Annotated in this window: 24 protein-coding genes and 1 tRNA gene; 2 read left to right on the forward strand and 23 right to left on the reverse strand. The window is 67.8% G+C overall.

Annotated features, from left to right (window positions below; all coding sequences use genetic code 11):
* Positions 1 to 49 precede the first annotated feature (49 nt).
* The 21 genes from C6569_RS09195 to C6569_RS09295 form a co-directional block, all read right to left on the reverse strand.
* Positions 50 to 1,735, reverse strand: a complete 1,686-nt coding sequence (locus C6569_RS09195) for a ribonuclease J (RefSeq protein ID WP_106748563.1) — start codon at positions 1,733 to 1,735, stop codon at positions 50 to 52.
* 3 nt (positions 1,736 to 1,738) lie between these two features.
* Positions 1,739 to 2,512: a biotin--[acetyl-CoA-carboxylase] ligase gene (locus C6569_RS09200; protein ID WP_245898282.1), complete on the reverse strand. Its 774-nt coding sequence runs from the start codon at positions 2,510 to 2,512 to the stop codon at positions 1,739 to 1,741.
* A 161-nt stretch (positions 2,513 to 2,673) separates the two neighbouring features.
* A complete protein-coding gene (nuoN, locus tag C6569_RS09205) occupies positions 2,674 to 4,110 on the reverse strand; it encodes an NADH-quinone oxidoreductase subunit NuoN (protein ID WP_106748565.1) in 1,437 nt (478 codons plus the stop codon).
* An 11-nt stretch (positions 4,111 to 4,121) separates the two neighbouring features.
* Positions 4,122 to 5,645 (reverse strand): NADH-quinone oxidoreductase subunit M, encoded by a 1,524-nt coding sequence (locus C6569_RS09210; RefSeq protein ID WP_106748566.1) that lies wholly within the window; start codon positions 5,643 to 5,645, stop codon positions 4,122 to 4,124.
* A complete protein-coding gene (nuoL, locus tag C6569_RS09215) occupies positions 5,645 to 7,726 on the reverse strand; it encodes an NADH-quinone oxidoreductase subunit L (protein ID WP_106748567.1) in 2,082 nt (693 codons plus the stop codon). The genes C6569_RS09210 and nuoL overlap by 1 nt, the downstream gene beginning before the upstream one ends.
* Positions 7,727 to 7,733: 7 nt before the next feature.
* Positions 7,734 to 8,042, reverse strand: a complete 309-nt coding sequence (gene nuoK / locus C6569_RS09220) for an NADH-quinone oxidoreductase subunit NuoK (RefSeq protein WP_106750972.1) — start codon at positions 8,040 to 8,042, stop codon at positions 7,734 to 7,736.
* Positions 8,043 to 8,048: 6 nt separating this feature from the next.
* A complete protein-coding gene (locus C6569_RS09225; RefSeq protein WP_106748568.1) occupies positions 8,049 to 8,654 on the reverse strand; it encodes an NADH-quinone oxidoreductase subunit J in 606 nt (201 codons plus the stop codon).
* Between the two features lie 133 nt (positions 8,655 to 8,787).
* The gene (gene nuoI, locus C6569_RS09230; protein WP_106748569.1) at positions 8,788 to 9,288 is read right to left on the reverse strand and encodes an NADH-quinone oxidoreductase subunit NuoI; all 501 of its coding nucleotides are present in this window, start codon (positions 9,286 to 9,288) and stop codon (positions 8,788 to 8,790) included.
* A 13-nt stretch (positions 9,289 to 9,301) separates the two neighbouring features.
* Positions 9,302 to 9,559: a hypothetical protein gene (locus C6569_RS09235; RefSeq protein ID WP_106748570.1), complete on the reverse strand. Its 258-nt coding sequence runs from the start codon at positions 9,557 to 9,559 to the stop codon at positions 9,302 to 9,304.
* 10 nt (positions 9,560 to 9,569) lie between these two features.
* Positions 9,570 to 10,589, reverse strand: coding sequence for an NADH-quinone oxidoreductase subunit NuoH (gene nuoH, locus C6569_RS09240; RefSeq protein WP_106748571.1), 1,020 nt, complete (start codon positions 10,587 to 10,589; stop codon positions 9,570 to 9,572).
* A gap of 9 nt (positions 10,590 to 10,598) precedes the next feature.
* Complete coding sequence (nuoG, locus tag C6569_RS09245) at positions 10,599 to 12,674, reverse strand: NADH-quinone oxidoreductase subunit NuoG (protein WP_106748572.1); 2,076 nt, start codon at positions 12,672 to 12,674, stop codon at positions 10,599 to 10,601.
* A 118-nt stretch (positions 12,675 to 12,792) separates the two neighbouring features.
* Positions 12,793 to 13,491 (reverse strand): hypothetical protein, encoded by a 699-nt coding sequence (locus C6569_RS09250; protein ID WP_146144766.1) that lies wholly within the window; start codon positions 13,489 to 13,491, stop codon positions 12,793 to 12,795.
* Positions 13,492 to 13,660: 169 nt separating this feature from the next.
* On the reverse strand, positions 13,661 to 14,122 hold the full coding sequence (locus tag C6569_RS09255) for a hypothetical protein (RefSeq protein ID WP_106748574.1): 462 nt from the start codon (positions 14,120 to 14,122) through the stop codon (positions 13,661 to 13,663).
* 5 nt (positions 14,123 to 14,127) lie between these two features.
* On the reverse strand, positions 14,128 to 15,429 hold the full coding sequence (gene nuoF, locus C6569_RS09260) for an NADH-quinone oxidoreductase subunit NuoF (protein WP_106748575.1): 1,302 nt from the start codon (positions 15,427 to 15,429) through the stop codon (positions 14,128 to 14,130).
* Positions 15,430 to 15,438: 9 nt separating this feature from the next.
* The gene (locus C6569_RS09265; protein ID WP_106748576.1) at positions 15,439 to 15,672 is read right to left on the reverse strand and encodes a hypothetical protein; all 234 of its coding nucleotides are present in this window, start codon (positions 15,670 to 15,672) and stop codon (positions 15,439 to 15,441) included.
* Positions 15,673 to 15,677: 5 nt separating this feature from the next.
* Positions 15,678 to 16,733 (reverse strand): NADH-quinone oxidoreductase subunit NuoE, encoded by a 1,056-nt coding sequence (gene nuoE, locus C6569_RS09270; RefSeq protein ID WP_106748577.1) that lies wholly within the window; start codon positions 16,731 to 16,733, stop codon positions 15,678 to 15,680.
* Positions 16,730 to 17,914: an NADH-quinone oxidoreductase subunit D gene (locus tag C6569_RS09275; RefSeq protein ID WP_106748578.1), complete on the reverse strand. Its 1,185-nt coding sequence runs from the start codon at positions 17,912 to 17,914 to the stop codon at positions 16,730 to 16,732. Before C6569_RS09275 ends, nuoE begins: the two co-directional genes overlap by 4 nt.
* A gap of 2 nt (positions 17,915 to 17,916) precedes the next feature.
* Entirely contained in the window at positions 17,917 to 18,510 is a 594-nt protein-coding gene (locus C6569_RS09280; RefSeq protein WP_245898326.1) for an NADH-quinone oxidoreductase subunit C, read from the reverse strand.
* 5 nt (positions 18,511 to 18,515) lie between these two features.
* Positions 18,516 to 18,767 (reverse strand): hypothetical protein, encoded by a 252-nt coding sequence (locus tag C6569_RS09285; protein ID WP_106748580.1) that lies wholly within the window; start codon positions 18,765 to 18,767, stop codon positions 18,516 to 18,518.
* 10 nt (positions 18,768 to 18,777) lie between these two features.
* Positions 18,778 to 19,359 (reverse strand): NuoB/complex I 20 kDa subunit family protein, encoded by a 582-nt coding sequence (locus C6569_RS09290; protein WP_106748581.1) that lies wholly within the window; start codon positions 19,357 to 19,359, stop codon positions 18,778 to 18,780.
* Positions 19,360 to 19,369: 10 nt separating this feature from the next.
* Entirely contained in the window at positions 19,370 to 19,747 is a 378-nt protein-coding gene (locus C6569_RS09295; protein ID WP_106750973.1) for an NADH-quinone oxidoreductase subunit A, read from the reverse strand.
* 445 nt (positions 19,748 to 20,192) lie between these two features.
* Here C6569_RS09295 and C6569_RS09300 point away from each other — a divergent pair, with 445 nt between their 5' ends.
* Entirely contained in the window at positions 20,193 to 21,470 is a 1,278-nt protein-coding gene (locus tag C6569_RS09300; protein WP_146144767.1) for a hypothetical protein, read from the forward strand.
* Positions 21,471 to 21,634: 164 nt separating this feature from the next.
* Here C6569_RS09300 and C6569_RS09305 read toward each other — a convergent pair.
* A tRNA-Asp gene (locus tag C6569_RS09305) sits at positions 21,635 to 21,711 on the reverse strand.
* Between the two features lie 232 nt (positions 21,712 to 21,943).
* Between C6569_RS09305 and C6569_RS09310 the strand changes: the two genes are divergently transcribed.
* Positions 21,944 to 23,923, forward strand: coding sequence for a methyl-accepting chemotaxis protein (locus C6569_RS09310; RefSeq protein WP_181313971.1), 1,980 nt, complete (start codon positions 21,944 to 21,946; stop codon positions 23,921 to 23,923).
* A 69-nt stretch (positions 23,924 to 23,992) separates the two neighbouring features.
* Here C6569_RS09310 and C6569_RS09315 read toward each other — a convergent pair whose 3' ends face one another.
* A complete protein-coding gene (locus C6569_RS09315) occupies positions 23,993 to 25,087 on the reverse strand; it encodes an AbrB family transcriptional regulator (RefSeq protein ID WP_245898284.1) in 1,095 nt (364 codons plus the stop codon).
* Positions 25,088 to 25,176 lie beyond the last annotated feature (89 nt).

The following is a 25,176-nucleotide window of genomic DNA, read 5'->3' on the forward strand; positions in this document are numbered from 1 at the left end:
CAGGCAGCGTCGACCCCATTCGCCATTCGCCACTCCCCATTCGCCCCAGCTATACCGTCACCACCAGCACATGGCACATCGGCTTTTTGCCCCATCTGCCGTTGAGCGTGCCGCGGATGGCGCGGGTGACGCTCTCGGCCACCGCATCGGGGTCGCGGCGACGGGCCTTGGGCAGGCCCTCGACACAGTCGATGACCGTCTCCTCGACGAGCTCGGCGAGATCCTCGCCCATGGCGTCCTGCTCGGGCACCCCGGCCATGTCCATCTGGATGTCGCCGACGATCTGGCCGCGGTCGTCGAGGGCGATGGCGACAGACACGATCCCGGCGAAGGATAGGCGCCGCCGCTCGGGAACGACACGCGCCGCCTCCTCGATCAGCAGCGAGCCGTCCTTGAACAGGCGCTGGGCCGGCACGGTGTCGACCACGTCGGGCTCGCCGGGAGCGAGGCGGATGACGTCGCCGTCATTGGCGAGGATGACGTCCTTGACGCCCATGCGCCGCGCCAGTGCCGCGTGCTCGGCCATGTGATAGGCCTCGCCGTGGACGGGAATGGCGATCTTCGGCCGCACCCAGGTGTACATCTGCTCCATCTCGCCGCGCCGCGGATGGCCGGAGACGTGCACCAGCCCGTCGCGGTCGGTGATGATCTTCACCCCCTGCTTGACCAGACTGTTGATGATGTTGCCCACCGCCTTCTCGTTGCCGGGAATGGTGCGCGAGGAGAAGACGACCGTGTCGCCCGGGGTCAGCGTCACCTCCGGATGGTCGTCGTTGGCGATGCGGGCGAGAGCGGCGCGCGGCTCGCCCTGGCTGCCGGTCAGCACCGCCACCACCTTGTCGCGCGGCAGGTAGCCGTAGGATTCGGCACCGACGAAGGGCGGGATGCCGTCCAGCATGCCCTGTTCGCGGGCGATGCCGATGACGCGCTCCATGGCGCGGCCTACCAGCACCACCTGCCGGTCGCAGCGCATCGCCGCCTCCGCCACCGAGCGGATCCGGCCGGCATTGGAGGCGAAGGTGGTCACCGCCACCCTGCCCTTCGCGGCGCGGATGATCTTTTCCAGCTCCTTCGCCACCTCGCGCTCGGAGGGCGAGATGCCCTCGCGGATGGCATTGGTGGAATCGCCGATCATGGCGAGCACGCCCTCGTCGCCGAGAGCGCGGAACCGCGCCTCGTCGGTGACGGCGCCGAGCACCGGCGTCGGGTCGATCTTCCAGTCGCTGGTGTGGACGACGAGGCCGAGCGGCGTGCGGATCGCCAGCGAGGTCGATTCAGGGATCGAATGGGCCACCGCGATCATCTCGAAGGAGAACGGCCCGACCTCGATCACCTGCCCCGGCTGGATCACGTGGATCGGCACCTTCGGTGCGCCGGGCTCGTTGAGGCGCTTGGCCTCCAGCATCGCCGCGGCGAAGGGGGTGAGATAGATCGGGCAACCGAGGCGCGGCCACAGGTCCGCCACAGCGCCGATATGGTCCTCGTGCGCATGGGTGATGACCAGCGCCCTGAGCCGCTTCTTCTCCGCCGTGAGGAAGCGCGGATCGGGCATGATCAGGTCGATGCCCGGCAGGTCGGGGCCGGCGAAGGCGACGCCGCAGTCCACCGCCAGCCAGTCCTTCTTGGCCGGCGAGCCGTGGCCGTAGAGCGAGAAGTTCATGCCGATCTCGCCGACGCCGCCCAGGGGGCAGAACACCAGTTCGTCGGCCGTTCCGGAATGGGGTCGTTTCGCCATGGGTCAGTGCACCGTGCCGGCCAGCGCGGGAACGACCTCGCCGACGGTGATCATTTCCCGGCCGTCCGGGGTATCGAGGAGAAGGCGTCCCTCGGCGTCGAGGCCGACGAAGACGCCTTCGATGCGCCTGTCGCCACTCTTGGCCACCATGGGTCCGCCGAGATTGTGGGCGCGGGCGAGCCAGCCGGCGCGGATGGCATTGAAGCCCTGGCCTCGCCGCCAGATGGCGAGCGCCGTCACCATGGAGCGGCTCAGCGCCGCAAAGACCTGGTCGCGGTCCACCGCGATGCCGGCCCCGTTGAGGCTCTGGGTCGGATAGGGCATGTCGCCGGGATGGTGCGCGACGTTGACGCCGATGCCGATGGCGACCTGCGTGGTCGCGCCACGCGTCGTCGCCTCGATCAGCGTGCCGGAGACCTTGGCGCCGTCGAGCAGCGCGTCGTTCGGCCACTTCACCTTGAAGCGGCTCTCGAGGTCCGGGGCCAGCGTCAGCAGCGCGTCGTCCAGCGCCAGGGCGCTGACGAAGCACAGCTCGGCGATGCGCGCCGCCGGCGCCGGATCGGTGAGGAGGAGCGTCGCGAAGAGATTGCCGTCGAAGCCGGTCCAGGAGCGGCCCCACCGCCCCTTCCCCGCCGTCTGGCGGTCGGCCACCACCCAGGTCGGCTGCGTCTCGCCCGCCGCGCCGCGCGCCAGCGCCTCCGCATTGGTCGAGCCGACCTCGGCGAGATGAACGAGTTGGAAGCCTGCCGCCTGAGCGGTCTCGGAAAGGGTCAGCACGACATCCTGCATGCGCGTGGGGGAACCGGCGGCACGGGGCTGCCGGCGAGAGGGCGCGCCGGTCTGCCGGACGCTCCCGGCAGTCCTATAAGCCGCGAAAGGCCGGGACAAGCCCGGCCGTGCTGCGACGCGGCAGGAGCGGTGCCGGAATGCCGGCCGGGTCAGAACAGCGACCGCGCCGCCGCTGCCGCGGCTGCGACGAGCGGCGCCGGATAGACGACGAAGAGAGTGTTGAACAGCGCCGAGGCGACAAGCACCGTCTTCAGCTCGATCCGCACCGGCGAGAAGGCCGGCGCCGGCTCGTCGAAATACATCAGCTTCACGATGCGCAGGTAGTAGTAGCAGCCGATGACGCTCGACAGCACGCCGATCACTGCCAGCGTGTAGAGCTTGGCCTCGATGGCCGCCGAGAACACGTACCACTTGGCGAAGAACCCGGCGAGCGGCGGGATGCCGGCGAGCGAGAACAGCAGCGCCGCGAGCGCCGCCGCCATCAGCGGATTGGTGCGCGACAGCCCCGCGAGGTCGTCGATGGTCTCCACCGCCTCGTCGCCGCGGCGCATGGCAATGACGCAGGCGAAGGTGCCGAGCGTCATGATCATGTAGATGGCGATGTAGGCCGCCACGCCCTGCACGCCCGCCGCCGTGCCTGCCGAGAGGCCGACCAGCGCGAAGCCCATGTGGCCGATGGAGGAATAGGCCATCAGGCGCTTGATGTTGGTCTGGCCGATGGCTGCGAAGGACCCGAGCAGCATCGAGCCGACCGAGACGAAGACGACGATCTGCTGCCACTGGTGCGCCGCCGCCGGGAAGCCGGTGACGAGGGCGCGGGCGAAGATGGCGATGGCCGCGACCTTCGGCGCCGCCGCGAAGAAGGCCGTCACCGGCGAGGGCGCGCCCTCGTAGACGTCCGGCGTCCACATGTGGAAGGGCACGGCCGAGACCTTGAAGGCCATGCCGGCGATGAGGAAGACGAGGCCGAAGACGAGGCCGAGGCCGATCGGGCCGCCCTTCAGGGCCGCGGCGATGCCGGCGAGCTGCACCGTGCCGGTGAAGCCGTAGATCAGCGAGCAGCCGTAGAGCAGCATGCCCGAGGAGAGCGCGCCGAGGACGAAATATTTCAGGCCCGCCTCGGTCGACTTGGCGTTGTCGCGGTGGATCGAGGCGATGACGTAGAGCGCCAGCGACATGAGCTCGAGGCCCATATAGAGCGCGATGAGGTCGCCGGCCGAGATCAGCACGCCCATGCCGGTGGTCGACAGGAGGATGAGGATCGGGAACTCGAACTTCTCGACCCGCTCGCGCCTGAGGAAGTCCTGCGAGAGGACCAACGCCACGGCGGCGCCGAGGAAGGCGAGCACCTTCATGAAGCGCGCGAAGCCGTCGAGGACGAAGGACCCGTTGAAGACGGAGCGCGGCGCGCCGCCGATCAGCATCACCGCCACCGCCGCCGCCACCAGGAGCGCGATGGCGCCCACCGTCACGGTGCGGGCCGAGCGGTCGCCGGTGAAGACGCCGTACATGAGCAGCGCCATGGCGCCGAGCGCTAGGATCAGCTCGGGCAGGATCGGGGCGAGGTCGAGGACCGGAGCGTTCATCGTCGGCACCGTCAGCGGCTCGGGACGGTGGCGGCCGTGCGGGCCGCTCCGTTCGCCTGATTGTAGGATTCCACCAGCGCGTTCACCGCCACCTCGGAGGTGGCGAGGATCGGGCGCGGATAGACGCCGAAGAGGATCGTCAGCACCACCAGCGGAACCAGGATGGTCAGTTCGCGGCGGTCGACGTCGGTGATCGCCTTCAGCGACGGCTTGGTCAGTTCGCCCCAGATCACCTGGCGGTAGAGCCAGAGCGCATAGCCGGCGGAGAGGATGACGCCGGTGGCGGCGAGGAAGGTCGCCGTCGTCGAGGCCTTGAACGTGCCCATCAGCGTCAGGAACTCGCCGACGAAGCCCGACGTGCCGGGCAGGCCGACATTGGCCATGGTGAAGACCATGAAGATTACCGCATAGACCGGCATGCGGTTCACGAGCCCGCCATAGGCCGCGATCTCGCGGGTGTGCATGCGGTCATAGACGACGCCGACGCAGAGGAAGAGCGCGCCGGAGACGATGCCGTGGGAGATCATCTGGAACACGGCGCCCTGGATGCCCTCGGCGTTGCCGGCGAAGATGCCCATGGTCACGAATCCCATATGGGCCACCGAGGAATAGGCGATCAGCTTCTTGATGTCCTCCTGCATCATCGCCACCAGCGAGGTGTAGATGATGGCGATGATCGACAGGGCGAAGACGATCGGCGCGAAGAAGGCGCTGGCCTCCGGGAACATCGGCAGCGAGAAGCGCAGGAAGCCGTAGCCGCCCATCTTCAGGAGCACGCCTGCAAGGATGACCGAGCCTGCCGTCGGCGCCTCGACGTGGGCGTCCGGCAGCCAGGTGTGCACCGGCCACATCGGCATCTTCACCGCGAAGGAGGCGAAGAAGGCGAGCCACAGCCAGAACTGCATGTCGCGCGAGAACAGCTTCGGCCCGGTCTTCAGGAGCTCGGCGATGTCGGAAGTCCCCGCCGTCCAGATCATCGCCATGATGGCGAGGAGCATGAGCAGCGAGCCGGCGAGCGTGTAGAGGAAGAACTTGAACGAGGCGTAGATGCGCCGCTTTCCGCCCCAGATACCGATGATGAGGAACATCGGGATCAGGCCGGCTTCGAAGAACAGGTAGAAGAGCACGATGTCGAGGGCGCAGAAGACGCCGATCATCAGCGTCTCGAGCACCAGGAAGGCCACCATGTACTCCTTCACCCGCTTCTCGATGGAGACCCAGGAGGCGAGGATGCAGAAGGGCATCAGGAAGGTGGTGAGGATGACGAGCGGCAGCGAGATGCCGTCGACGCCCATGCGGTAGCTGATGACCCCGCCGAGCCAGGGGGCGCGCTCGACGAACTGGAACTCGGCGGTCGCCGGGTTGAACAGCCAGACCGGGATCAGCGACAGGCCGAATGTCACCAGCGTCGCGAACAGCGCGATCATGCGGATGTTGCGCTTGGCGGCCTCGTCGTCGCCGCGCACCATCAGGATCAGCGCGGCGCCGAGCAGCGGCAGGAAGGTGATGATCGAGAGGATCGGGGCATTCGACATCAGTGTGCTCCTCCGACGCCGCCGGAGAACATGAACCAGGTGGCGAGGGCCGCGACACCGATCAGCATGGCGAAGGCATAGTGGTAGACGTAGCCGGTCTGCAGACGCACCACCCCGCGGGTGATGTCGACGACGCGGGCGGCGATGCCGTCGGGACCGAACCCGTCGATGAGCCAGCCGTCGCCCTTCTTCCAGAAGAAGCGGCCGAGCCAGCGCGCGGGCCGCACGAAGATGCGGTCGTAGAGCTCGTCGAAGTACCACTTGTTGAGCAGGAACTGGTACAGGCCCTGGTGCTCGCGGGCGAGCTGCACCGGCACGTCCGGCCGCTTGATGTACATGTACCAGGCGAGCGCGAAGCCGATCGCCATCATCACGAAGGGCGTCCAGGGCACCCAGCCGGGAACGCTGTGGAACTCGTGGATGATGTGGTTCTCCGGCCGCATGAAGATGGAGTCGCGGAAGAAGCCCTTGATGCCGGCCTCGTCGGTGAACTTCTTCATGAAGACGACGCCGGAGAAGACGGCGCCGACGGCCAGCGCGCCGAGCGGGATCAGCATGACCAGCGGGCTCTCGTGCGGCTGGTGGGCATGGCCGTGGCCGTGGTCGTCGTGATGATGATCGTCCTTGGCGCCATGCGCGTGGGCATGCGGGTCGGCATGGCCATGGGCGGCAGCGTCGGCATGGGCATGGTCGTCATGATGTCCGTGGGCCCCGGCCCAGCGCGGCTGGCCGTGGAAGGTCATGAAGATCAGGCGCCAGGAGTAGAACGAGGTCATCAGCGCCGCGATGACGGTCATGAAGAAAGCATAGGGCCCCATGGCGCCGTGGGCGGCATAGGCGACCTCGATGATCGCGTCCTTCGAGTGATAGCCGGCGAAGCCGATGTGCAGGAACGGGATGCCGAAGCCGGTCAGGGCCAGCGTGCCGATCACCATCATGGCGTAGGTGAACTTGATGTGGGGCGCGAGCCCGCCCATCCGCCGGATATCCTGCTCGTGGTGCATCGCATGGATGACCGAGCCGGCGCCGAGGAACAGCAGCGCCTTGAAGAAGGCGTGGGTGAAGAGGTGGAAGATGCCGACCGAATAGGCCCCCGCCCCCAGCGCCACGAACATGTAGCCGAGCTGCGAACAGGTCGAATAGGCGATGACGCGCTTGATGTCGTTCTGCACCAGACCGACGGTGGCGGCGAAGAAAGCGGTGGTGGCGCCGAAGAACATCACCACCTGCAGGGCACCGGGCGCATATTCGAAGACGGGCGACAGGCGCGCCACCATGAACACGCCGGCGGTGACCATGGTCGCCGCGTGGATGAGGGCGGAGACCGGCGTCGGGCCCTCCATGGCATCCGGCAGCCAGGTGTGCAGCAGGAACTGCGCCGACTTGCCCATGGCGCCCATGAACAGCAGCAGGCAGACGACGGTAAGCGCGTCGAGCTGATAGCCGAGGAAGGCCATCTTTTGCCCGGAGAGGCCCTGGGCGGCGCTGAACACCGCCTCGAAGCCGATGGAGCCGGTCAGGGTGTAGAGGCCGAAAATGCCAAGGAGGAAGCCGAAGTCGCCGACGCGGTTGACGATGAAGGCCTTCATCGCCGCGGCATTGGCCGAGGGCTTCTTGTACCAGAAGCCGATCAGCAGATAGGAGGCGACGCCCACGCCCTCCCAGCCGAAGAACATCTGCAGCAGGTCGTTCGCCGTCACCAGCATGAGCATGGCGAAAGTGAAGAAAGACAGGTAGGCGAAGAAGCGCGGCCGGTCCGGATCCTCGTGCATGTAGCCGATGGAATAGAGGTGCACGAGGAAGGAGACCGAGTTCACCACCACCAGCATCACGGCGGTGAGCGTGTCGATGCGCAGCGACCAGGACACGTTGAGCGAGCCGGCGCTGATCCAGCGCATCAGTTCGACCGTGGTGCCCTGCCCGGCATAGCCGACCTGGTAGAAGGCGACCCAGGACAGGAGCGCCGCGATGCCCAGAAGGCTCGTGGTGACGATCTCCGAGGCGCGCGCCCCGATGGCCCGGCCGAACAGGCCGGCGATGAGGAAGCCGACGAGCGGAAGGAAGACGATGGCCTGATACATGGACCGGTCAGCCCTTCATCATGTTGACGTCTTCCACCGCGATGGAGCCGCGGTTGCGGAAGAAGACGACGAGAATGGCGAGGCCGATGGCCGCCTCGGCCGCCGCCACCGTCAGCACCAGGAGCGCGAAGACCTGGCCAACGAGATCACCGAGATGGGTGGAGAAGGCGACGAGATTGATGTTCACGGCGAGCAGGATGAGCTCCACCGACATCAGGATGACGATGATGTTCTTCCGGTTGAGGAAGATGCCCAGCATGCCGAGGGTGAACAGGATCGCGGCCACCGACAGGTAGTGCGACAGACCGATGGTCAGCATGGTTCAGACCCCCTCGCCCGTCTTGACCTTGACGACCTCGATGGCCGTCTCCGGCGTGCGGGCCGACTGCGCCCCCGGATCCTGCCGCTTCACGCCGGTGCGGTGGCTGAGCGTCAGCACGATGGCGCCGATCATGGCCACCAGCAGGACGAGGCCGGAAAGCTGGAAGAAATAGACATATTGGGTGTAGAGCACCCGCCCCAGCGCCTCGGCATTGGTGATGCCGGCGGGGATCGGGGCGGTGATGGTCTTGGGCGCGGTGCCGCCGAGCGTCCAGGCGCCGATCACCATGAACAGTTCGGCGAGGACCACGAGGCCGATCAGCACGCCCACCGGTAGATATTGCAGGAAGCCCTGCCTGAGCGCGACGAAGTCGACGTCGAGCATCATGACGACGAAGAGGAAGAGCACCGCCACGGCGCCGACATAGACGACCACCAGGATCATCGCCAGGAACTCCGCCCCCATCAGCACGAAGAGGCCGGAGGCGTTGACGAAGGCCAGGATGAGGAACAGCACCGAGTGCACGGGATTGCGCGCGGCGATGACCATGAAGGCCGAGGCCACGAGAACCGCGGCGAAGAGGTAGAAGAAGAGACCGGCGAGCATCTGCCCCTTTGCCCCGTTCCTGTTTCGAGGGCGCGCTTTTCGAAGACTCAGGGGGAGCCCTGCGCGCGCCTCTCATAAAGTCCAAGTTGGAACCCGTCCAGACGGCGAACCGCCGGGCCGCGTCCCGCGGTCGTCACCTGTAAGGCGCGTCCTTCTTCAGGCTGTCGGCGATCTCGCGTTCCCAGCGGTCGCCGTTGGCCAGAAGCCGTGCCTTGTCGTAGTAGAGCTCCTCGCGGGTCTCCACCGAGAACTCGAAGTTCGGGCCTTCCACGATGGCGTCCACCGGGCAGGCCTCCTGGCAGAAACCGCAATAGATGCACTTCACCATGTCGATGTCGTAGCGGGTGGTGCGGCGCGTGCCGTCGTTGCGGCGCGGGCCGGCCTCGATGGTGATGGCCTGGGCCGGGCAGATCGCCTCGCAGAGCTTGCACGCGATGCAGCGCTCCTCGCCGTTGGGATAGCGGCGCAGCGCATGCTCGCCCCGGAACCGCGGCGAGATCTGCCCCTTCTCGAAGGGGTAGTTGATCGTCGCCTTCGGCTTGAAGAAATAGCGCATCGACAGGAAGAACGCCGAGACGAACTCCGTCAGGAACAGGGCTTTGGCCGCGCGGTCGAGCCGGAACGTCGACGCCATGGACCTCTTCTCCTCAAATGCCCCAGCCGCTGAGCGAGCGGCCGAGCCAGTAACCAAGGCCCGCGAAGACGGGCACGATGACGACCATCAGGATCCGCTGCGCCAGCACGATCCGGCGCTCGTAGTCCTGCCGCTCGGCCTCGGTGGTCGAGCGATCGGTCTGCCTGAGCTTGCCCGCCACCAGACCCGAGACGATCCGGTAGTCGACCCAGCCCACCGCTGCGCCGATCAGGGCGCCCAGCAGGCCGGCGGGGCTGAACAGGCCCTCCATGGCGGGCTCCTTACGGCGCCCAGCCGGTGAACTGCAGCACGCCCGCCACCACGACGACCATCACCAGCGAGATCGGCAGGAACACCTTCCAGCCGAGCCGCATGAGCTGGTCGTAGCGATAGCGCGGCACGAAGGCCTTCACCATGGCGAACATGAAGAAGACCAGGGAGACCTTCAGCACGAACCAGATCACCCCCGGCACCCAGGTGAAGGGTGCGAAGGGGAACGGCGGCAGCCAGCCGCCGAGGAACAGGATCGTGGTGAGGGAGCACATGGTCATGATGGCCACGTACTCGGCCAGCATGAACATCATGTAGGGCGTGGAGGCGTACTCCACCATGAACCCGGCGACCAGCTCCGACTCCGCCTCCGGCAGGTCGAAGGGCGGACGGTTGGTCTCCGCCAGCGCCGAAATGAAGAAGATCACGAAGACCGGGAACAGCGGCAGCCAGAACCAGCCGAACAGGCCGATGCCCTTGTCCTGCGCGCGGACGATGTCGGAGAGGTTCAGCGAGCCGACGCAGAGCAGCACGCAGATGATCACGAAGCCGATGGAGACTTCGTAGGACACCATCTGCGCCGCCGAGCGCAGCGCGCCGAGGAAGGGATACTTCGAGTTCGACGCCCAGCCGCCCATGATGACGCCATAGACGCCGAGGGAGGAGATCGCGAAGATGAACAGGATGCCGACATTGAGGTCGGCGATGGCCCACCCCTCGTTGAGCGGGATCACCGCCCAGGCGGCGAGCGCCAGGATCACCGAGACGAAGGGCGCCAGCAGGAACACGCCCTTGTTGGCGCCCGACGGGATCACCGGCTCCTTGAAGACGAATTTCAAGAGGTCGGCGAAGCTCTGCAGCAGGCCGAAGGGCCCGACCACGTTGGGTCCGCGGCGCAGCTGAACCGCCGCCCAGATCTTGCGGTCGGCCAGCAGGATGAAGGCGACGAAGACCAGCAGCGCCACCATGAGCACGAGGCTCTGGATGGCGATGAGCAGGATCGGCCAGATCAGGGTCCAGAAGTCGGTCATCGCCTTGCCTTACTCCGCCGCCTGCCGGTGCGTGCCCTTGGCGATCGCCGAACACTCGGCGAGCGTCGCGGAGGCCCGCGCGATCGGATTGGTCATGTAGAAGTCGTCGATGAAGGCCGCGAAGGGCGCCGCCTCCACCTTGCCGCCGCGGGATGCGAGCGCGCCGATGGCAGCGCCTTCGACCGGCGCCAGAGCGCCGATGCGCAGCGTGTGCGGGAAGTCCTTCGCCATGGCCGCGCGCAGCTGCGCCAGCGAGTCGAAGGGCAGCTTCACCCCGAGCACGTCGGAGAGGGCGCGCAGGATCGCCCAGTCCTCCTTGGCCTCGCCCGGCGGGAAGCCGGCGCGGTTGACGACCTGGATGCGGCCTTCCGTATTGGCGGTGAGACCGGACTTCTCGGTGTAGGTCGCGCCCGGCAGGATGACGTCGGCGCGGTGCGCGCCGCGGTCGCCATGGGTGCCGACATAGACAACGAAGGGCCCCTCGCCCACCGTGATCTCGTCGGCGCCGAGGTTGAACAGGAGGTCGACGCCGCCGGTCGCCATGGCCGCCGCGTCCAGTCCGCCCTCGCCCGGTACCAGGCCGAGATCGAGCGCGCCGACCCGCGAGGCGGCCGTGTGCAGCACGGCGAAGCCGTTCCAGCCCTCGGCGACGCCGCCGAAGGCGGTCGCGGCATGGGCGGCGAGCGACAGCACCGCGGCGCCGTCGGCGCGGGCGAGCGCCCCCTGCCCGACGATGACCAGCGGCTTCGAGGCTCCTTTGAGCACCTCGGCGAAGGAGTGCTTGCCGGCGACGACGTCGGCCAGCGTCTCCGGCCCGGCGCCGAGATAGTCGTAGGTGTAGGTGAGGTCGACGACCTCGCCGATGACGGCGATCTTCACCCCGCCCATGCGCCAGCGCTTGCGGATGCGGGCGTTGACGATCGGTGCCTCGCGGCGCGGATTGGTGCCGACCAGCAGGATGGCGTCGGCCTCCTCGATGGCGGCGATGCCGGGATTGAAGACATAAGAAGCGCGGCCGAGCGCCGGGTCGAGCTTCACGCCGTCCTGGCGGCCGTCGATGTTCGACGAGCCGAGGGCGGTGACGAGGCCCTTCAGAGCATACATCTCCTCGAGCGTCGCCATGTCGCCGGCGATGGCACCGATCTTCGCCGGGGCCGTCGCCTTCACCCTCGCGGCGATGGCCTCGAAGGCCTCCGGCCAGGTGGCCGGGCGCAGGCGGCCGTTCTCGCGCAGATAGGGCCGGTCGAGGCGCTGGGTGCGCAGGCCGTCGGCGACGTGGCGGGTCTTGTCGGAGATCCACTCCTCGTTCACCGCCTCGTTGAGGCGCGGCAGCACGCGCATGACCTCGCGGCCGCGGGCATCCACCCGGATCGCCGAACCCACCGCGTCCATCATGTCGGTCGACTCGGTCTTCAGCAGCTCCCACGGGCGCGCATTGAAGGCGAAGGGCTTGGAGGTCAGCGCACCGACCGGGCAGAGGTCGACCACATTGCCCTGCAGCTCCGAGGTCATCGCCTGCTCGAGATAGGTGGTGATCTCGGCGTCCTCGCCACGACCGATCAGGCCGAGCTCGGAAATGCCGGCGACCTCGGTGGTGAAGCGGACGCAGCGCGTGCAGTGGATGCAGCGCGTCATCACCGTCTTCACCAGCGGGCCGATATACTTGTCCTCGACGGCGCGCTTGTTCTCGCTGTAGCGCGACTTGTCGACGCCATAGGCCATGGCCTGGTCCTGCAGGTCGCACTCGCCGCCCTGGTCGCAGATCGGGCAGTCCAGCGGGTGGTTGATGAGCAGGAACTCCATCACCCCCTCGCGGGCCTTCTTCACCAGCGGCGTCTTGGTGTTGATCACCGGCGGCTCGCCGTTCGGGCCGGGCCTGAGGTCGCGCACGTTCTGGGCGCAGGAGGCCACCGGCTTCGGCGAGCCCTTCACCTCGACGAGGCACATGCGGCAATTGCCGGCGATCGACAGCCGCTCATGGTAGCAGAAGCGCGGAATCTCGGCGCCCGCGGCCTCACACGCCTGCATCAGCGTGTACTCGGCCGGCACCTCGACCTCCTGCCCGTCGACGATCACCTTCGCCATCGGCTCATTCCATCCGGTCCTGGCCGGATCTGCGCACGCGCAGCTCCGGCATCCTCGTCAGGCGGCTCACGCCGCCTCGTCTCGATTCCGCCGGCCGGCTGGCCGGCCGGCGGAAGGTTCAATCCTTGCCGGGCTCGGAGCCCGGCGCCTTCTGGATCGACAGCCTGGGCAGGGAAATGCCCTTGGCCGTCGATGTCTTCGCGATTGTCGGTGCTTTCGCCGCTTTGGGGACAGATTTTTTCGCAACCGGCACCGCGGCAACGGCTTCGGTGTTTGAAACGGCGGCAGATTTCGGCTTGGGCGGGGTGCCGCCGGGCGTCGCCGGCTTCGGCGGTGTCCCCGTCGGCTTGGCCGGCGCGGGCTTGGCGGCCGCCACGGCAACGGCAGCCGGCACCTCGTCGACCTTCGCCTTCACGGCCTGCGCCTTGGGCGGCGCGGGCCGGTCCTTCGGCGACACGGCCTTGGCGGCCTTCGGCTTCGGCGGCGTGCCGCCGGGCGTCGAAGGCTTCGGCGGCGTCCCCGTCGGCTTGGCCGGCGCGGGCTTTGCCGCCTCGGCCGCGGCCGTCGGAACGGCCTCCGGCGGGTTGGAGACCACGAGGCGCGGCGCGGCGGGCGCCGGGGCGGGCTCCGTCTCCGGCCGCCCGGTCGCCGACAGGGCCCTGGCGAAGGCGAAGCCGACGCCGCACATGGCGACGAACCCGCCCATCATCATCGCCGTCGGCAGCACCATGGCCGCCATGGCGGGACCGGCCACGGCGTCGAAGCCCCGGATGGAATCGGTCTGCAATGCACTCACATCCTTGGCGGCAGCGCTCATGGCCGGCCCTCCATCGTGGTTGCGGTGATGCACGTCGCCCCTGGCGCCACTCCCGGCTGGGTCTTGTTCTGGCACGCGTCGATCAAGGCCGAGACCGGCGCAAGCGACGGCGATCCGCCGGCGGCGGCCCTGTCGATCCTGCGATCGGTGCGCGGTGCCCTCATGCCCGTCAGCGCCCCGCCACCTGCGTCTCGGCCTGGGCCTTCAGCTCGGCGAGAGACCGGTTGCCGGCGGCCACGTCCTCGGGCGTCAGCAGCACGGCGCAGCGGGCGCCGCCGCGGTCGAGCAGGAAGCGCCGCTCGGTCACCACGGTGCGCGGTCCGGCGCGGTCCGTCGTCAGGACGACGCGAACCCGGCGGCCCGGCTGGTGCGGGCCGCAGACCGCGGCCAGGGCCGCCGTCGTCTCAGGGATCTCGCGCTCCAGCACGATGGTGCGGGCGTTGGGCGAGGTGCCGGCGGTGCCGCGAGCCGCAGCGCGGGCGATGATCGTCTGGCGGACATAGTCCGGCGTCGTGTTGATGGTGACGCGCAGTTCCGCCACGCCGGTCGGCTGGGCGGGCGGCGGCGGGGCCGCCGTCACGCAGCCGCCGAGAACGAGAGCGCCGATCAGGATCAGGCCGTGCCGGGTCATGGTCGTCACTCCGCTGCGATGCGCACGGGCTCGCCGTGCGGGTTGGCCGAATAGGCGTCGATCTTCTTCTCGATCTCGTGACGGAAATGCCGGATCAGGCCCTGGACCGGCCAGGCCGCCGCGTCGCCGAGCGCGCAGATCGTGTGGCCCTCGACCTGCCCCGCCACCTCGAGGAGCATGTCGATCTCCTTCTTCTGGGCGCGGCCTTCCGACATGCGGGTGAGCACGCGCCACATCCAGCCGGTGCCTTCGCGGCAGGGCGTGCACTGGCCGCAGCTCTCGTGCTTGTAGAAGTAGGAGATGCGGGTGATGGCCTTCACCACGTCCGTCGACTTGTCGAGCACGATCACCGCCGCCGTGCCGAGTCCGGAGCGCAGCGCCCTGAGCGAATCGAAGTCCATGGCCGCGTCCCAGATCTGCTCGGCCGGCACCAGCGGCACCGAAGAGCCGCCGGGGATGACCGCGAGCAGATTGTCCTTGCCGCCGCGGATGCCGCCGCAATGCTTCTCGACCAATTCCGAGAAGGGGATCGACATCGCCTCCTCGAAGGTCGCCGGCTTGTTCACGTGGCCGGAGACGCAGAACAGCTTGGTGCCGACATTGTTCGGCGCGCCGAAGGAGGAGAACCAGGTCGCGCCGCGCCTGAGGATCGTCGGGGTCACCGCGATCGACTCGACGTTGTTCACCGTCGTCGGGCAGCCGTAGAGACCCATGTTCGCGGGGAACGGGGGTTTGAGCCGCGGTTGGCCCTTCTTGCCCTCGAGGCTTTCGAGCAGCGCCGTCTCTTCGCCGCAGATATAGGCGCCGGCGCCGTGATGGACGTAGAGGTCGAAGTCCCAGCCGTTCTTGTTGCCCTTGCCGAGCAGGCCGGCGTCATAGCACTCGTCGATGGCGCGCTGCAGCGCCTCGCGCTCCCGGATGAACTCGCCGCGCACATAGATGTAGCCGACATGGGCGCCCATGGCGCAGCCGGCGATCAGGCAGCCCTCGATCAGCGTATGCGGGTCGTTGCGCAGGATTTCCCGGTCCTTGCAGGTCCCCGGCTCCGACTCGTCGGCATTGACGACGAGATAGTGCGGCCGGCCGTCCGACTGCTTCGGCATGAACGACCATTTGAGGCCGGTCGGGAAGCCGGCGCCGCCGCGGCCGCGAAGCCCCGAATCCTTGATCTGCTGGATGATCCAGTCGCGCCCCTGCGCGATGAAACCCTTGGTCCCGTCCCAGTGCCCGCGCGCCATGGCGCCTTTCAGGCTCTTGTCGTGGAACCCGTAGATGTTGGTGAAGATGCGGTCCTTGTCGGCGAGCATCACGTGTCCTCAGCGAGCCGGGGCTTCGGCGATATCGAGGCGCCGCTCGATATGTTCGAGGCGGAGTTCGATTGCAGCCTGACCCGAATAGAGATTGGCGACGTCCTGCTGGGTCGCCACCAGATGGCCGCGGATCGCAACGAGTTCGGTCCGGATCTCGCGAATGCCCGTCTCGATGTTGGTCAACCGAGATTGGATCGTCTTGAGAACCTCGAACATCAGCTCGTTGGTGATCTGCGTCATCCCGATCACTCCTTCACGGACGGCGAACCGGCCGCCAGCGCCTTGGCCTGAACCGTCCACTCCTCGCGGTCGATGCGGCCGGGGAACGACAGGTAGGTGCCGACCCACCGGATCTCCTCGCGGGTCCAGGCGGCGATCTGGTCGAAATGGAAGATGCCGAGGGCGTGGAGCTTGCCCTCGTTGACCGGGCCGATGCCCTTGATCCGTTGCAGCTTGTCGGCCTTGGCGTCGCGGGCAGCGGGCAGCCCCTGCGGCCGCGACCCGACGGCGTCGGCCTTCTGCTCGGGTGTCGCGTCGGCGCTCAGCGTCGAAAGCTTCGCCTTGATCTCGGCCTCTTCCTTCGCCGCCAGGGCGAGGGCTTCGGCCGACGGGCCGGCCTCAGGCGCCGGCGCAGCCGGGGCGACCTTCGGCTTCTCCGCCACCGCGGTGCCGCCGGGCGACGCGGCGTTGAACGGCAGGTCGCGCAGCGTCAACGCCCCGCCCTCGGGCTCGGCACCGTGGCGGCCGTTCTGCGGGCCCGGCGCCGGCTTCTCGCCGCGGGCGAAGGCGTCGAGCACCTTCTCGAAGCTCTCGGGCGTCAGGTCCTCGTAGGTGTCGGAGAAGACCTGGATCATCGGCGCGTTGACGCAGGCGCCGGCACACTCCACCTCCTCCCACGAGAAGTCGCCGTCTTCCGAGAGGTGGAAGGGCTCGTGATGGATGCGGCTCTTGCACACCTTGATCAGCGCCTCGGCGCCGCGGAGCATGCAGGGCGTGGTGCCGCAGACCTGGATATGCGCCTTCTTTCCAACCGGTTGCAGCTGGAACATCGTGTAGAAGGTCGCCACCTCGAACACCCGGATGTAGGGCATGTCGAGCATGTCGGCGATATATTCGATGGCGGCCTTGGGCAGCCAGTAGGCGTGCTGCTCCTGCGCCCGCCAAAGCAGCGGGATCACGGCCGAGGCCTTCCGCTCTGCCGGGTATTTGGCGATGGTCTTCTGCGCCCAGGCGAGATTGTCGGGCGTGAAGGCGAAGGAGGCCGGCTGGACCTCGTCTGGCGCCAGTCTGCGAACGCTCACCGGTCAACCTCTCCGAACACGATGTCGATGGAGCCGAGGATGGCGGAGACGTCCGCCAGCAAATGGCCCTTGCACAGGAAATCCATGGCCTGAAGGTGGGCGAAACCCGGCGCGCGGATCTTGCAGCGGTAGGGCTTGTTGGTGCCGTCGGCGACGAGATAGACGCCGAACTCGCCCTTCGGCGCCTCGACCGCGGCATAGACCTCGCCGGCCGGCACGTGGAAGCCTTCCGTGTAGAGCTTGAAGTGGTGGATGAGCGCCTCCATCGAGCGCTTCATCTCGCCGCGCTTCGGCGGCACCACCTTGTTGTCCTTGGCGGCGACCGGGCCGGGTGTCTCGCGCAGCAGCTTGCAGCACTGGCGCATGATCTTCACCGACTGGCGCATCTCCTCCATGCGGATGAGATAGCGGTCGTAGCAGTCGCCGTTCTTGCCGATCGGAATGTCGAAATCGAGTTCGGCATAGCACTCGTAGGGCTGCGACTTCCTGAGGTCCCAGGGCGCGCCGGAGCCGCGCACCATGACGCCCGAGAAGCCCCAGGCCCAGCACTCGTCGAGGGTGACGACGCCGATGTCGACGTTGCGCTGCTTGAAGATGCGGTTCGGGGTGAGCAGCGCGTCGAGATCGTCGACCACCTTGAGGAACGGGTCGCACCAGGCCTCGATGTCGTCGACCAGACTGGCGGGAAGGTCCTGATGTACGCCGCCGACGCGGAAATAGGCGGCGTGCATGCGCGAGCCCGAGGCGCGCTCGTAGAAGATCATGAGCTTCTCGCGCTCCTCGAAGCCCCACAGCGGCGGGGTCAGCGCGCCGACGTCCATCGCCTGGGTCGTCACGTTGAGGAGGTGGGAGAGGATGCGGCCGATCTCGCAGTAGAGCACGCGGATGAGCTGGGCGCGCCGAGGCACCTCGATGCCGAGCATACGCTCGGCGGCGAGGCAGAAGGCATGCTCCTGGTTCATCGGCGCGACGTAGTCGAGCCGGTCGAAATAGGGGATCGCCTGCAGATAGGTCTTGGTCTCGATCAGCTTCTCGGTGCCGCGATGCAGGAGGCCGATATGCGGGTCGCAGCGCTCGACCACCTCGCCGTCCAGCTCCATGACGAGGCGAAGCACACCGTGGGCCGCCGGATGCTGCGGGCCCCAGTTGAAGGTGAAATTGCGGATTTCGGCTTCGGCCATGGTCAGTTCGCCTTGGCTTTTTCATCGCCGGGCAGCACGTAGTCGGTGCCTTCCCAGGGGCTGAGGAAATCGAACTGCCGGAATTCCTGCGGCAGCCGGACCGGCTCGTAGACGACGCGCTTGACCTCGTCGTCGTAGCGGACCTCGACGAAGCCCGAGGTCGGGAAGTCCTTGCGCAGCGGATGGCCGTCGAAGCCGTAGTCCGTCAGCAGGCGCCTGAGGTCCGGGTGACCGGTGAACAGCACGCCGTAGAGGTCGTAGGTCTCGCGCTCGAACCAGAGGGCGCCGGTGAACACGTCGGTGGCGGAGGCGACCGGCGTCGTCTCGTCCGTCTGGATCTTGATGCGGATGCGGCGGTTATGCTTCGGCGACATGAGGTGATAGACCACGTCGAACCGCTTCTGCCGGCCCGGATAGTCGACGCCGCAGATGTCGATGATGTTGCGGAACAGGCAGGCCGGATCGTCGCGCAGGTGGGTGAGCACGCGGATGATCTCGCCCGCCTCCGCCTGCAGCGTCAGTTCGCCATAGGCGACGCTCGCACCTGTCACGGCGCCGGGAAGCGCCGCCTTGATGGTCTCGCCGAGTTCGGACAGATCCGTCACTTCTGGCTCTCCAGTTCCCGAACCTTTTTCTCGAGGGCGTCGAGGCGTTCCTCGAATTCGCCCGTGACCAAGCGACTCATGAGAGTGTCGGCCGTCAGAGCTTGCCTGAAGCTCTTCTGAGCGTCCTCTACGCCCCCGAGCCGCTTGTCGAGCGCAGCCAGCACTGCACGGGTCTGCTCGTGCAGTGCGGCGTTCTCCGCCCGCATCTCTCGCAGAAGCGGCAGGATCATGTCGGCCGGTTCGGTCATCTCCGCCCCCTCACCGCTCGATCGTGCCGGTGCGCCGGATCTTCTTCTGCAGCAGCAGCACGCCGTAGAGCAGCGCCTCGGCGGTCGGCGGGCAGCCCGGCACGTAGATGTCGACGGGCACGATCCGGTCGCAGCCGCGCACCACCGCATAGGAATAGTGGTAGTAGCCGCCGCCGTTGGCGCAGGAGCCCATGGAGATGACGTAGCGCGGCTCCGGCATCTGGTCGTAGACCTTGCGCAGGGCCGGAGCCATCTTGTTGGTCAGCGTTCCCGCGACGATCATCACGTCCGACTGGCGCGGCGAGGCGCGCGGCGCGAAGCCGAAGCGCTCGACGTCGTAGCGCGGCATGGAGAGCTGCATCATCTCCACCGCGCAGCAGGCGAGGCCGAAGGTCATCCACATCAGCGAGCCGGTGCGCGCCCAGTTGATGAGATCGTCCGTCGCCGTGACGATGAAGCCCTTGTCGGCGAGCTCGTTGTTGATGCCGGTGAAGAAGGGGTCGGTGGCGCCGAGCGGGCGGCCGTCGGCGCCGACGAGGCCCTTGGGGGCCGGAGCGACGAGCGGAGCGCCGCGGTCGATAGCGGTTGCCATGGTCAGAACCTCAATCCCACTCCAGGGCGCCCTTCTTCCACTCGTAGACGAAGCCGATCGTCAATACGCCGAGGAAGGCCATCATGGACCAGAAGCCGAAAAGTCCGACCTCCTTGAAAGCGACCGCCCAGGGGAACAGGAAGGCGACCTCGAGGTCGAAGATGATGAAAAGGATGGCGACGAGATAGAACCGCACGTCGAACTTCATGCGGGCGTCGTCGAAGGCGTTGAAGCCGCATTCGTAGGCCGAGAGCTTCTCGCTGTCGGGCCGCGAGAACGCCACCAGGAACGGGGCGACCAGGAGAGCGATGCCGATGACGCCGGCCAGGGCGATGAAGATCACCAGCGGCAGATAGTCATTGAGCAGCGCGGACGTCGCAGCCTGCATCATAGGCCCTCCAGCATGGCCGGAAGGGGCGCGCGAGCCCCCGATCCGGCGTCGTCCTGTGCCTTACTCCCTCCCCTGTTGCGGTGCAAGCAGCGGACAGACCTTCAGGAGTCGCATTCCCTGGAAACGTTATGATTTTCCCGTGGGGCGGCGGCGTCGACGCGGCGCAATGCCCTGGAAAGGCGCGAATCAGCGCCGGGAACCACGAAATGGTGATGAGGGATCAGGCGCGCAAGGGTCGCCGGGGCGAGCCCCCGGGCCTCTCCGCCGCGTCGGGCGCAAGGGCGTGGACACCGCGTAGACAAGGCGGCCTCAGCGGAACGGATTGGGCCGGCGGACTTGAGGTGACTCAGGACGACTCGCTCGACAGCGCCCGCCCGCGCACCGTCCGGACGGGAAGTGTCCGCCCCGATACCGGCCCGCCGCCGTGTTGCCTGAAGAGGGGTTGCGCAATGCCAACCCGCCAACAATAGTTGCCGTGCGAACTCACATGAAAGGCGCGGCGTTGACGGGGCTTGCAAACAAACCATGGTCGCATATCGCCGCTTTTACTGGATGGTTCGTGATAATCGTTCTTTTTTACCGATTTTTCGGATTTTCAACGCAGTTTTCGAGAGCGGAATCCGGCGTATTTTTGCAGATTTCCTCCTTGCCAATCGCCGACGCATGGGCGGCGATGCAGCCCTATGTCGCTAGAGCTTATTCCGGTCACTTCGCTCCAATCGCCTTCACTGCCGAAGTGTTGGTGTCTAAGCTGCTGGGGGCAAATGAGACGGCCTGGTTTGTGAGGCAATGTTTGGCGCTGTCCATTTTTGCGACGGTGACCACTGCGGCCCTTCGCGAGGCCAACCCCGCCAACACGGTCTTCGGTTCTGCCTGTCTCGCGGCGATCCTGGTGTTTCATCCGTTCGCAGCAGACCTCATGAGTTGGCCGTTCATGGTGATGCAGATCGCATGCCTGACGTGCGCATCGGCGGCGGCAATGTTCCTTGCACGATTTTCCCGCGATCCCAGCGCCCGTACGGCGTGGCTTTGCGCCATGTCGGGCTATGCGGCGATGCATTTTTTCGGTGTCGGGTTGGCAATCAGCGCCGCAACACTGCTCGCCCTCTTCCTGACCGCGTGGGCACAGTCGAGCGGGCGCTTCGCCAAATGGCCGCTCATCGTCGGAACGGTGCTGACGGCCCTGCATGCCATCCCGATCATGCTCAGGGGCGGTGGGGCCGACGGTGCGGTGCAATGGGTCGACAGCGTGAGGCGGTTGCTGGTGCTGCTCGTTGAGCAGCCGATTGCGGCCCTGCGGGCTACATTCGCGACCCCGTGGGTCATGCAACCCGACCTCAGCATTCCCGCCACTCAAGCGGTTTGGGGGGGTGCCTTCGCAGCAATGGCCGCCATCGGCCTGGTCGCGTGCTGGCGGAAAGCGTCGATCGAGAGGACGCCCGGGACCGTACCGATCGTCACGCTGGCGCTCGGCGCCTACGTGCTCACTTGCGGACTCATCGCAGCCCGACTCCGCGCAGAGACGGGCGCCGCGACCCTCGTGGCGTTTCTGATCGGCGGCCGCTATCTCATATTTCCGATCTTCTATGCTGTGCTGGCGGCGGGGACCTTGCGCGTCCCGGCCTATGTCTATGCCGTCGGCGCTGCCGGAATGATGATTTCGACCGCGGTCTTCGTCCGGTTTGTCGCCCCGACCTTGTGGCCCAGCTTTTTCCCCTGACCGCAGGGCGGCACGTGGCGCGCAACCCCTCGCGCCCGTCGCTCCCCGTCATCTACGGCAACGGCCGCCGCCCGCGGTCCGCCCGCGGTGTCGATCGGGCACGACTGAAGTCTCGGATGTTCCCGACCCGAGGAGGAGCGAATGGCTCGACCCCTCGAGAAGAATGGCGCGGGCGACGGGACTCGAACCCGCGACCTCCGGCGTGACAGGCCGGCACTCTAACCAACTGAGCTACGCCCGCGCGCTGCTCGGCGCGCTTGCGTGCGCCGGTCGAGGTGGCGGGACTTAAGGGAGGCTCAGGGGCCTGTCAAGGCGAATTGCGGCGACCCGCGAAAATGGGCCGATGCGCGCCGCCGGGCCCGCCCTCGCCGATCACCGCAGGGGTTCATGACATTTGTACCTTTCTTAACCCCCATCGATTGAAATGCCCTTGGGACAAGGTGCGCGAATGCGCCGGATCGATTGGAAACACCATGGCTATCGGCAGCATGCTTCACCTGCGCACCATCGGCGCGAAACTGATGGTCTCCGTGACGGCCACGGCCCTCGTCGCCGCGGGCGTCGTCGGCGTCGCGGGCTATTTCCAGCAGGACGCCCTCAGCGACCAGGCCATCGAATCGGCTCTCGTCCAGCGCTACGAGGCTGTCGTCGCCGCGATGACCGAGCAGGGCCAGCGCGCCGCCGCCGCCTCCCAGGCCATCGCCAACGATCCGCGCGTCGCGGACAGCTTCCAGAAGGACGACCGCGCCGGCCTCCTCGCCGCGATGAAGGATCTCGGCGAGCCGATGAAGACCGGCCTCGGCCTCGGCCTCATCAGCTTCCAGCGGCCGGACGGCAACGCCTTCGCCCGCGTCCACGCACCCCAGGCCTTCGGTGACAACGTCCTCAGCCGCCGCGCCACGATCCGCGCCGCCATCGCCTCCGGCCGGCAGGTGGTCGGCATCGAGCCGGGCCGCGACAACGTCTCGATCTTCGCCGTCACCCCGGTCCGCGCCGGCGGCCAGATCGTCGGCGTCGCCGATATCGGCGCCGCCCTCGGCCTGCCCTTCCTCACCGACCTGAAGCGCCGCTTCAAGGTCGACATCGCCATGCACCTCGTCGACGGCGCCACGCTGAATTCGCTCGGCGCCACCTTCGCCGAGAAGACCCTGCTCGCGCTGCCGGTGCATCAGGCGGCCCTGCAGGCGCCGGGTCAGTGGCGCGAATCCACCATCGGCGGCCATCCCGTCGCGGTCCTCGCCGGCCCGCTGCGCAATTATTCCGGCCAGTCCATCGGCACGCTGGAGGTCGCCATCGACACCAGCGCCTTCGTCTCCGCCCGCAACACCGCCATGCTGACGCTGCTCGGCGTGCTGCTGGCGGTCGCCGTCACCGGCATCGGCATCGCCACCTTGCTCACCCGCCATCTCGGCAAGCCCATCCGCGAACTCAATGCGACCATGACGGCGCTCGCCGGCGGCGATCACGCCCAGAGCGTCCCCTCCGTCGACCGCCGCGACGAGATCGGCGACATGGCCCGCTCGGTCGAGGTGTTCCGCGAGAACGCCGTCGCCCGCGCCCGGCTGGAGACCGAGACGGAGGCCGAGGCCCGCGCCCGCCAGGCGCGCCAGGCCCGGATCGACGCCCTGGTGCGCGACTTCTCCGACTCCATCGGCTCGGTGCTGAAGGGCGTCGGCGACAATGCCGGCCGCATGGAGGAGACCGCCCGCACCCTCACCGGCATCGCCGCCGGCGCCTCGGGCCAGGCGGACCAGGCCTCGGGCGCCTCGCGCCAGGCCTCCGCCAACGTCCAGTCGGTGGCCGCCGCCTCCGAGGAGCTCTCGGCCTCCATCAACGAGATCGCCAACCAGATCGGGCAGACCAACGCCGTCGTCGAGCGCGCCAGCGCCGAGGCCGACGGCGCCAACCAGCGCGTCAAGGCCCTGGCGGAGGCCGCCGGCCGCATCGGCGAGGTGCTGAACCTCATCCGCGCCATCGCCGAACAGACCAACCTCCTCGCCCTCAACGCCACGATCGAGGCGGCACGCGCCGGTGAGGCCGGCCGCGGCTTCGCCGTCGTCGCCAGCGAGGTAAAGTCCCTCGCCGGCCAGACGGCCAAGGCGACCGAGGAGATCGCCGCGCAGATCAACGCGGTCCAGCAGGAGACGACCACCGCCGTCGGCTCCATCGAGGCCATCGCCCAGACCATGACGGAGGTCGCGTCCTATGCCTCCGCCGTCGCGGCGGCCATCGAGCAGCAGCGCTCCGCCACCGGCGAGATCTCGCAGAACGTCCAGGCCGCCGCCACCGGCACCGCCCGCGTGGTCGACAACATCACCGGCGTCACCACCGCCTCGGCCGAGACCAACAGTTCGGCCTCCGAGGTGCTCTCCGCCGCCCGCAGCCTGTCGGAGCAGGCGATCAGCCTCTCCCGCTCCGTCGAGACCTTCCTCGCCGAGGTCAAGGCCGCCTGACGCAGCCGCACGGAACACGCCGTCCCAGGGGCCGGGAGCGGAGACGCTTCCGGCCCTCGTCGTATCCGCTCACGGACCGCGCCCGCTGCCGAGCAGCCGGAAGGTCAGCGGCGCGGCGATCATCGTCAGGAAGACGCGGATGATGTGGAAGGCGGCGACGAAGGCCACCTCCGCATGGAGCGCCACGGCGATCAGCGCCATCTCGGTGAGCCCGCCGGGTGAATAGGCGAGGATCAGCGTCACCGCCGAGAACCCCGACAGGTGCGAGACGGTGACGGCAAAGAGCGTCATCCAGAAGAGCAGGATGGCGGTGGATCCGACCGAGAGCGCCAGCACCCGCCAGACCACACCGCTCGCGGTGCCGGCGAAGCGGCAGCCGATGGCGACGCCGAGCACGAGCTGCGCCGCGTTGACGATCTCGAAGGGCGGCTTGAAGTCGGACAGGCCGGAGACGTGCACCGCCGCGCTGACGATCATGCAGCCGAGCAGGGTCTTCGCTGGCAGGCGCAGCACATGGCCGAGGAAGGCGCCGGCGAAGCCGCAGACGAGGAGCCAGAGCTCGGCGGTCAGCGGCGCGTCGAAGACGGAGACGCCGCCCGTCGGCCGGTCCAGCCGGATGCCCTGGCTGAACTGGATGATGAAGGGCAGCGTCAGCACCACGAGCAGGATGCGCGCCGAATGGACGAGGGCGATGACGCGGGCGTCGCCTCCCCGCTCCTCGCCGTAGATGACCATCTCGACGAGGCCGCCGGGCATGCCGGAGAAGAAGGCCGTCACCCAGTCGTAGCCGCCGATGCGGCGGTAGTACCAGACGACACTGAGGCCGCAGGCGGTCATGAACAGCACGAGCCCCGCCAGCGGCACCAGCCATTGCGGCAGCTGGTAGATGATGGACGGCGAGAAGCCGGAGCCGAGCATGACGCCGATGATCGCCGACATGGGCGAGCGGATGACGCCGGGTGCGGCGACCGGGGCGCGCGCCAGCGCCGCGACGGTGCAGAAGGTCATGGCCCCGAGCATCCACGGCAGCGGCAGGCGCAGGGAGTAGAAGAGCGCGCCGCCGATGACGCCGAGCACGAGGGCGAAGGCGAAGCGGCGGTAGGGAAAAATGGCGGGAGACAGCTGGGCGAAACCGCTGCGGACCTCGGCAAGCCACCCCGTCACGTCCCTGCCCCCTCCGCCGGTCCCGACCCTGTCTCGCCGCCGCTTAGCATGGCACGACGCGCCGCAGGGGCGCGATGTCCACAGATCAG

Origin of the sequence: Phreatobacter cathodiphilus (assembly GCF_003008515.1) — a bacterium.
Lineage (GTDB): Bacteria > Pseudomonadota > Alphaproteobacteria > Rhizobiales > Phreatobacteraceae > Phreatobacter > Phreatobacter cathodiphilus.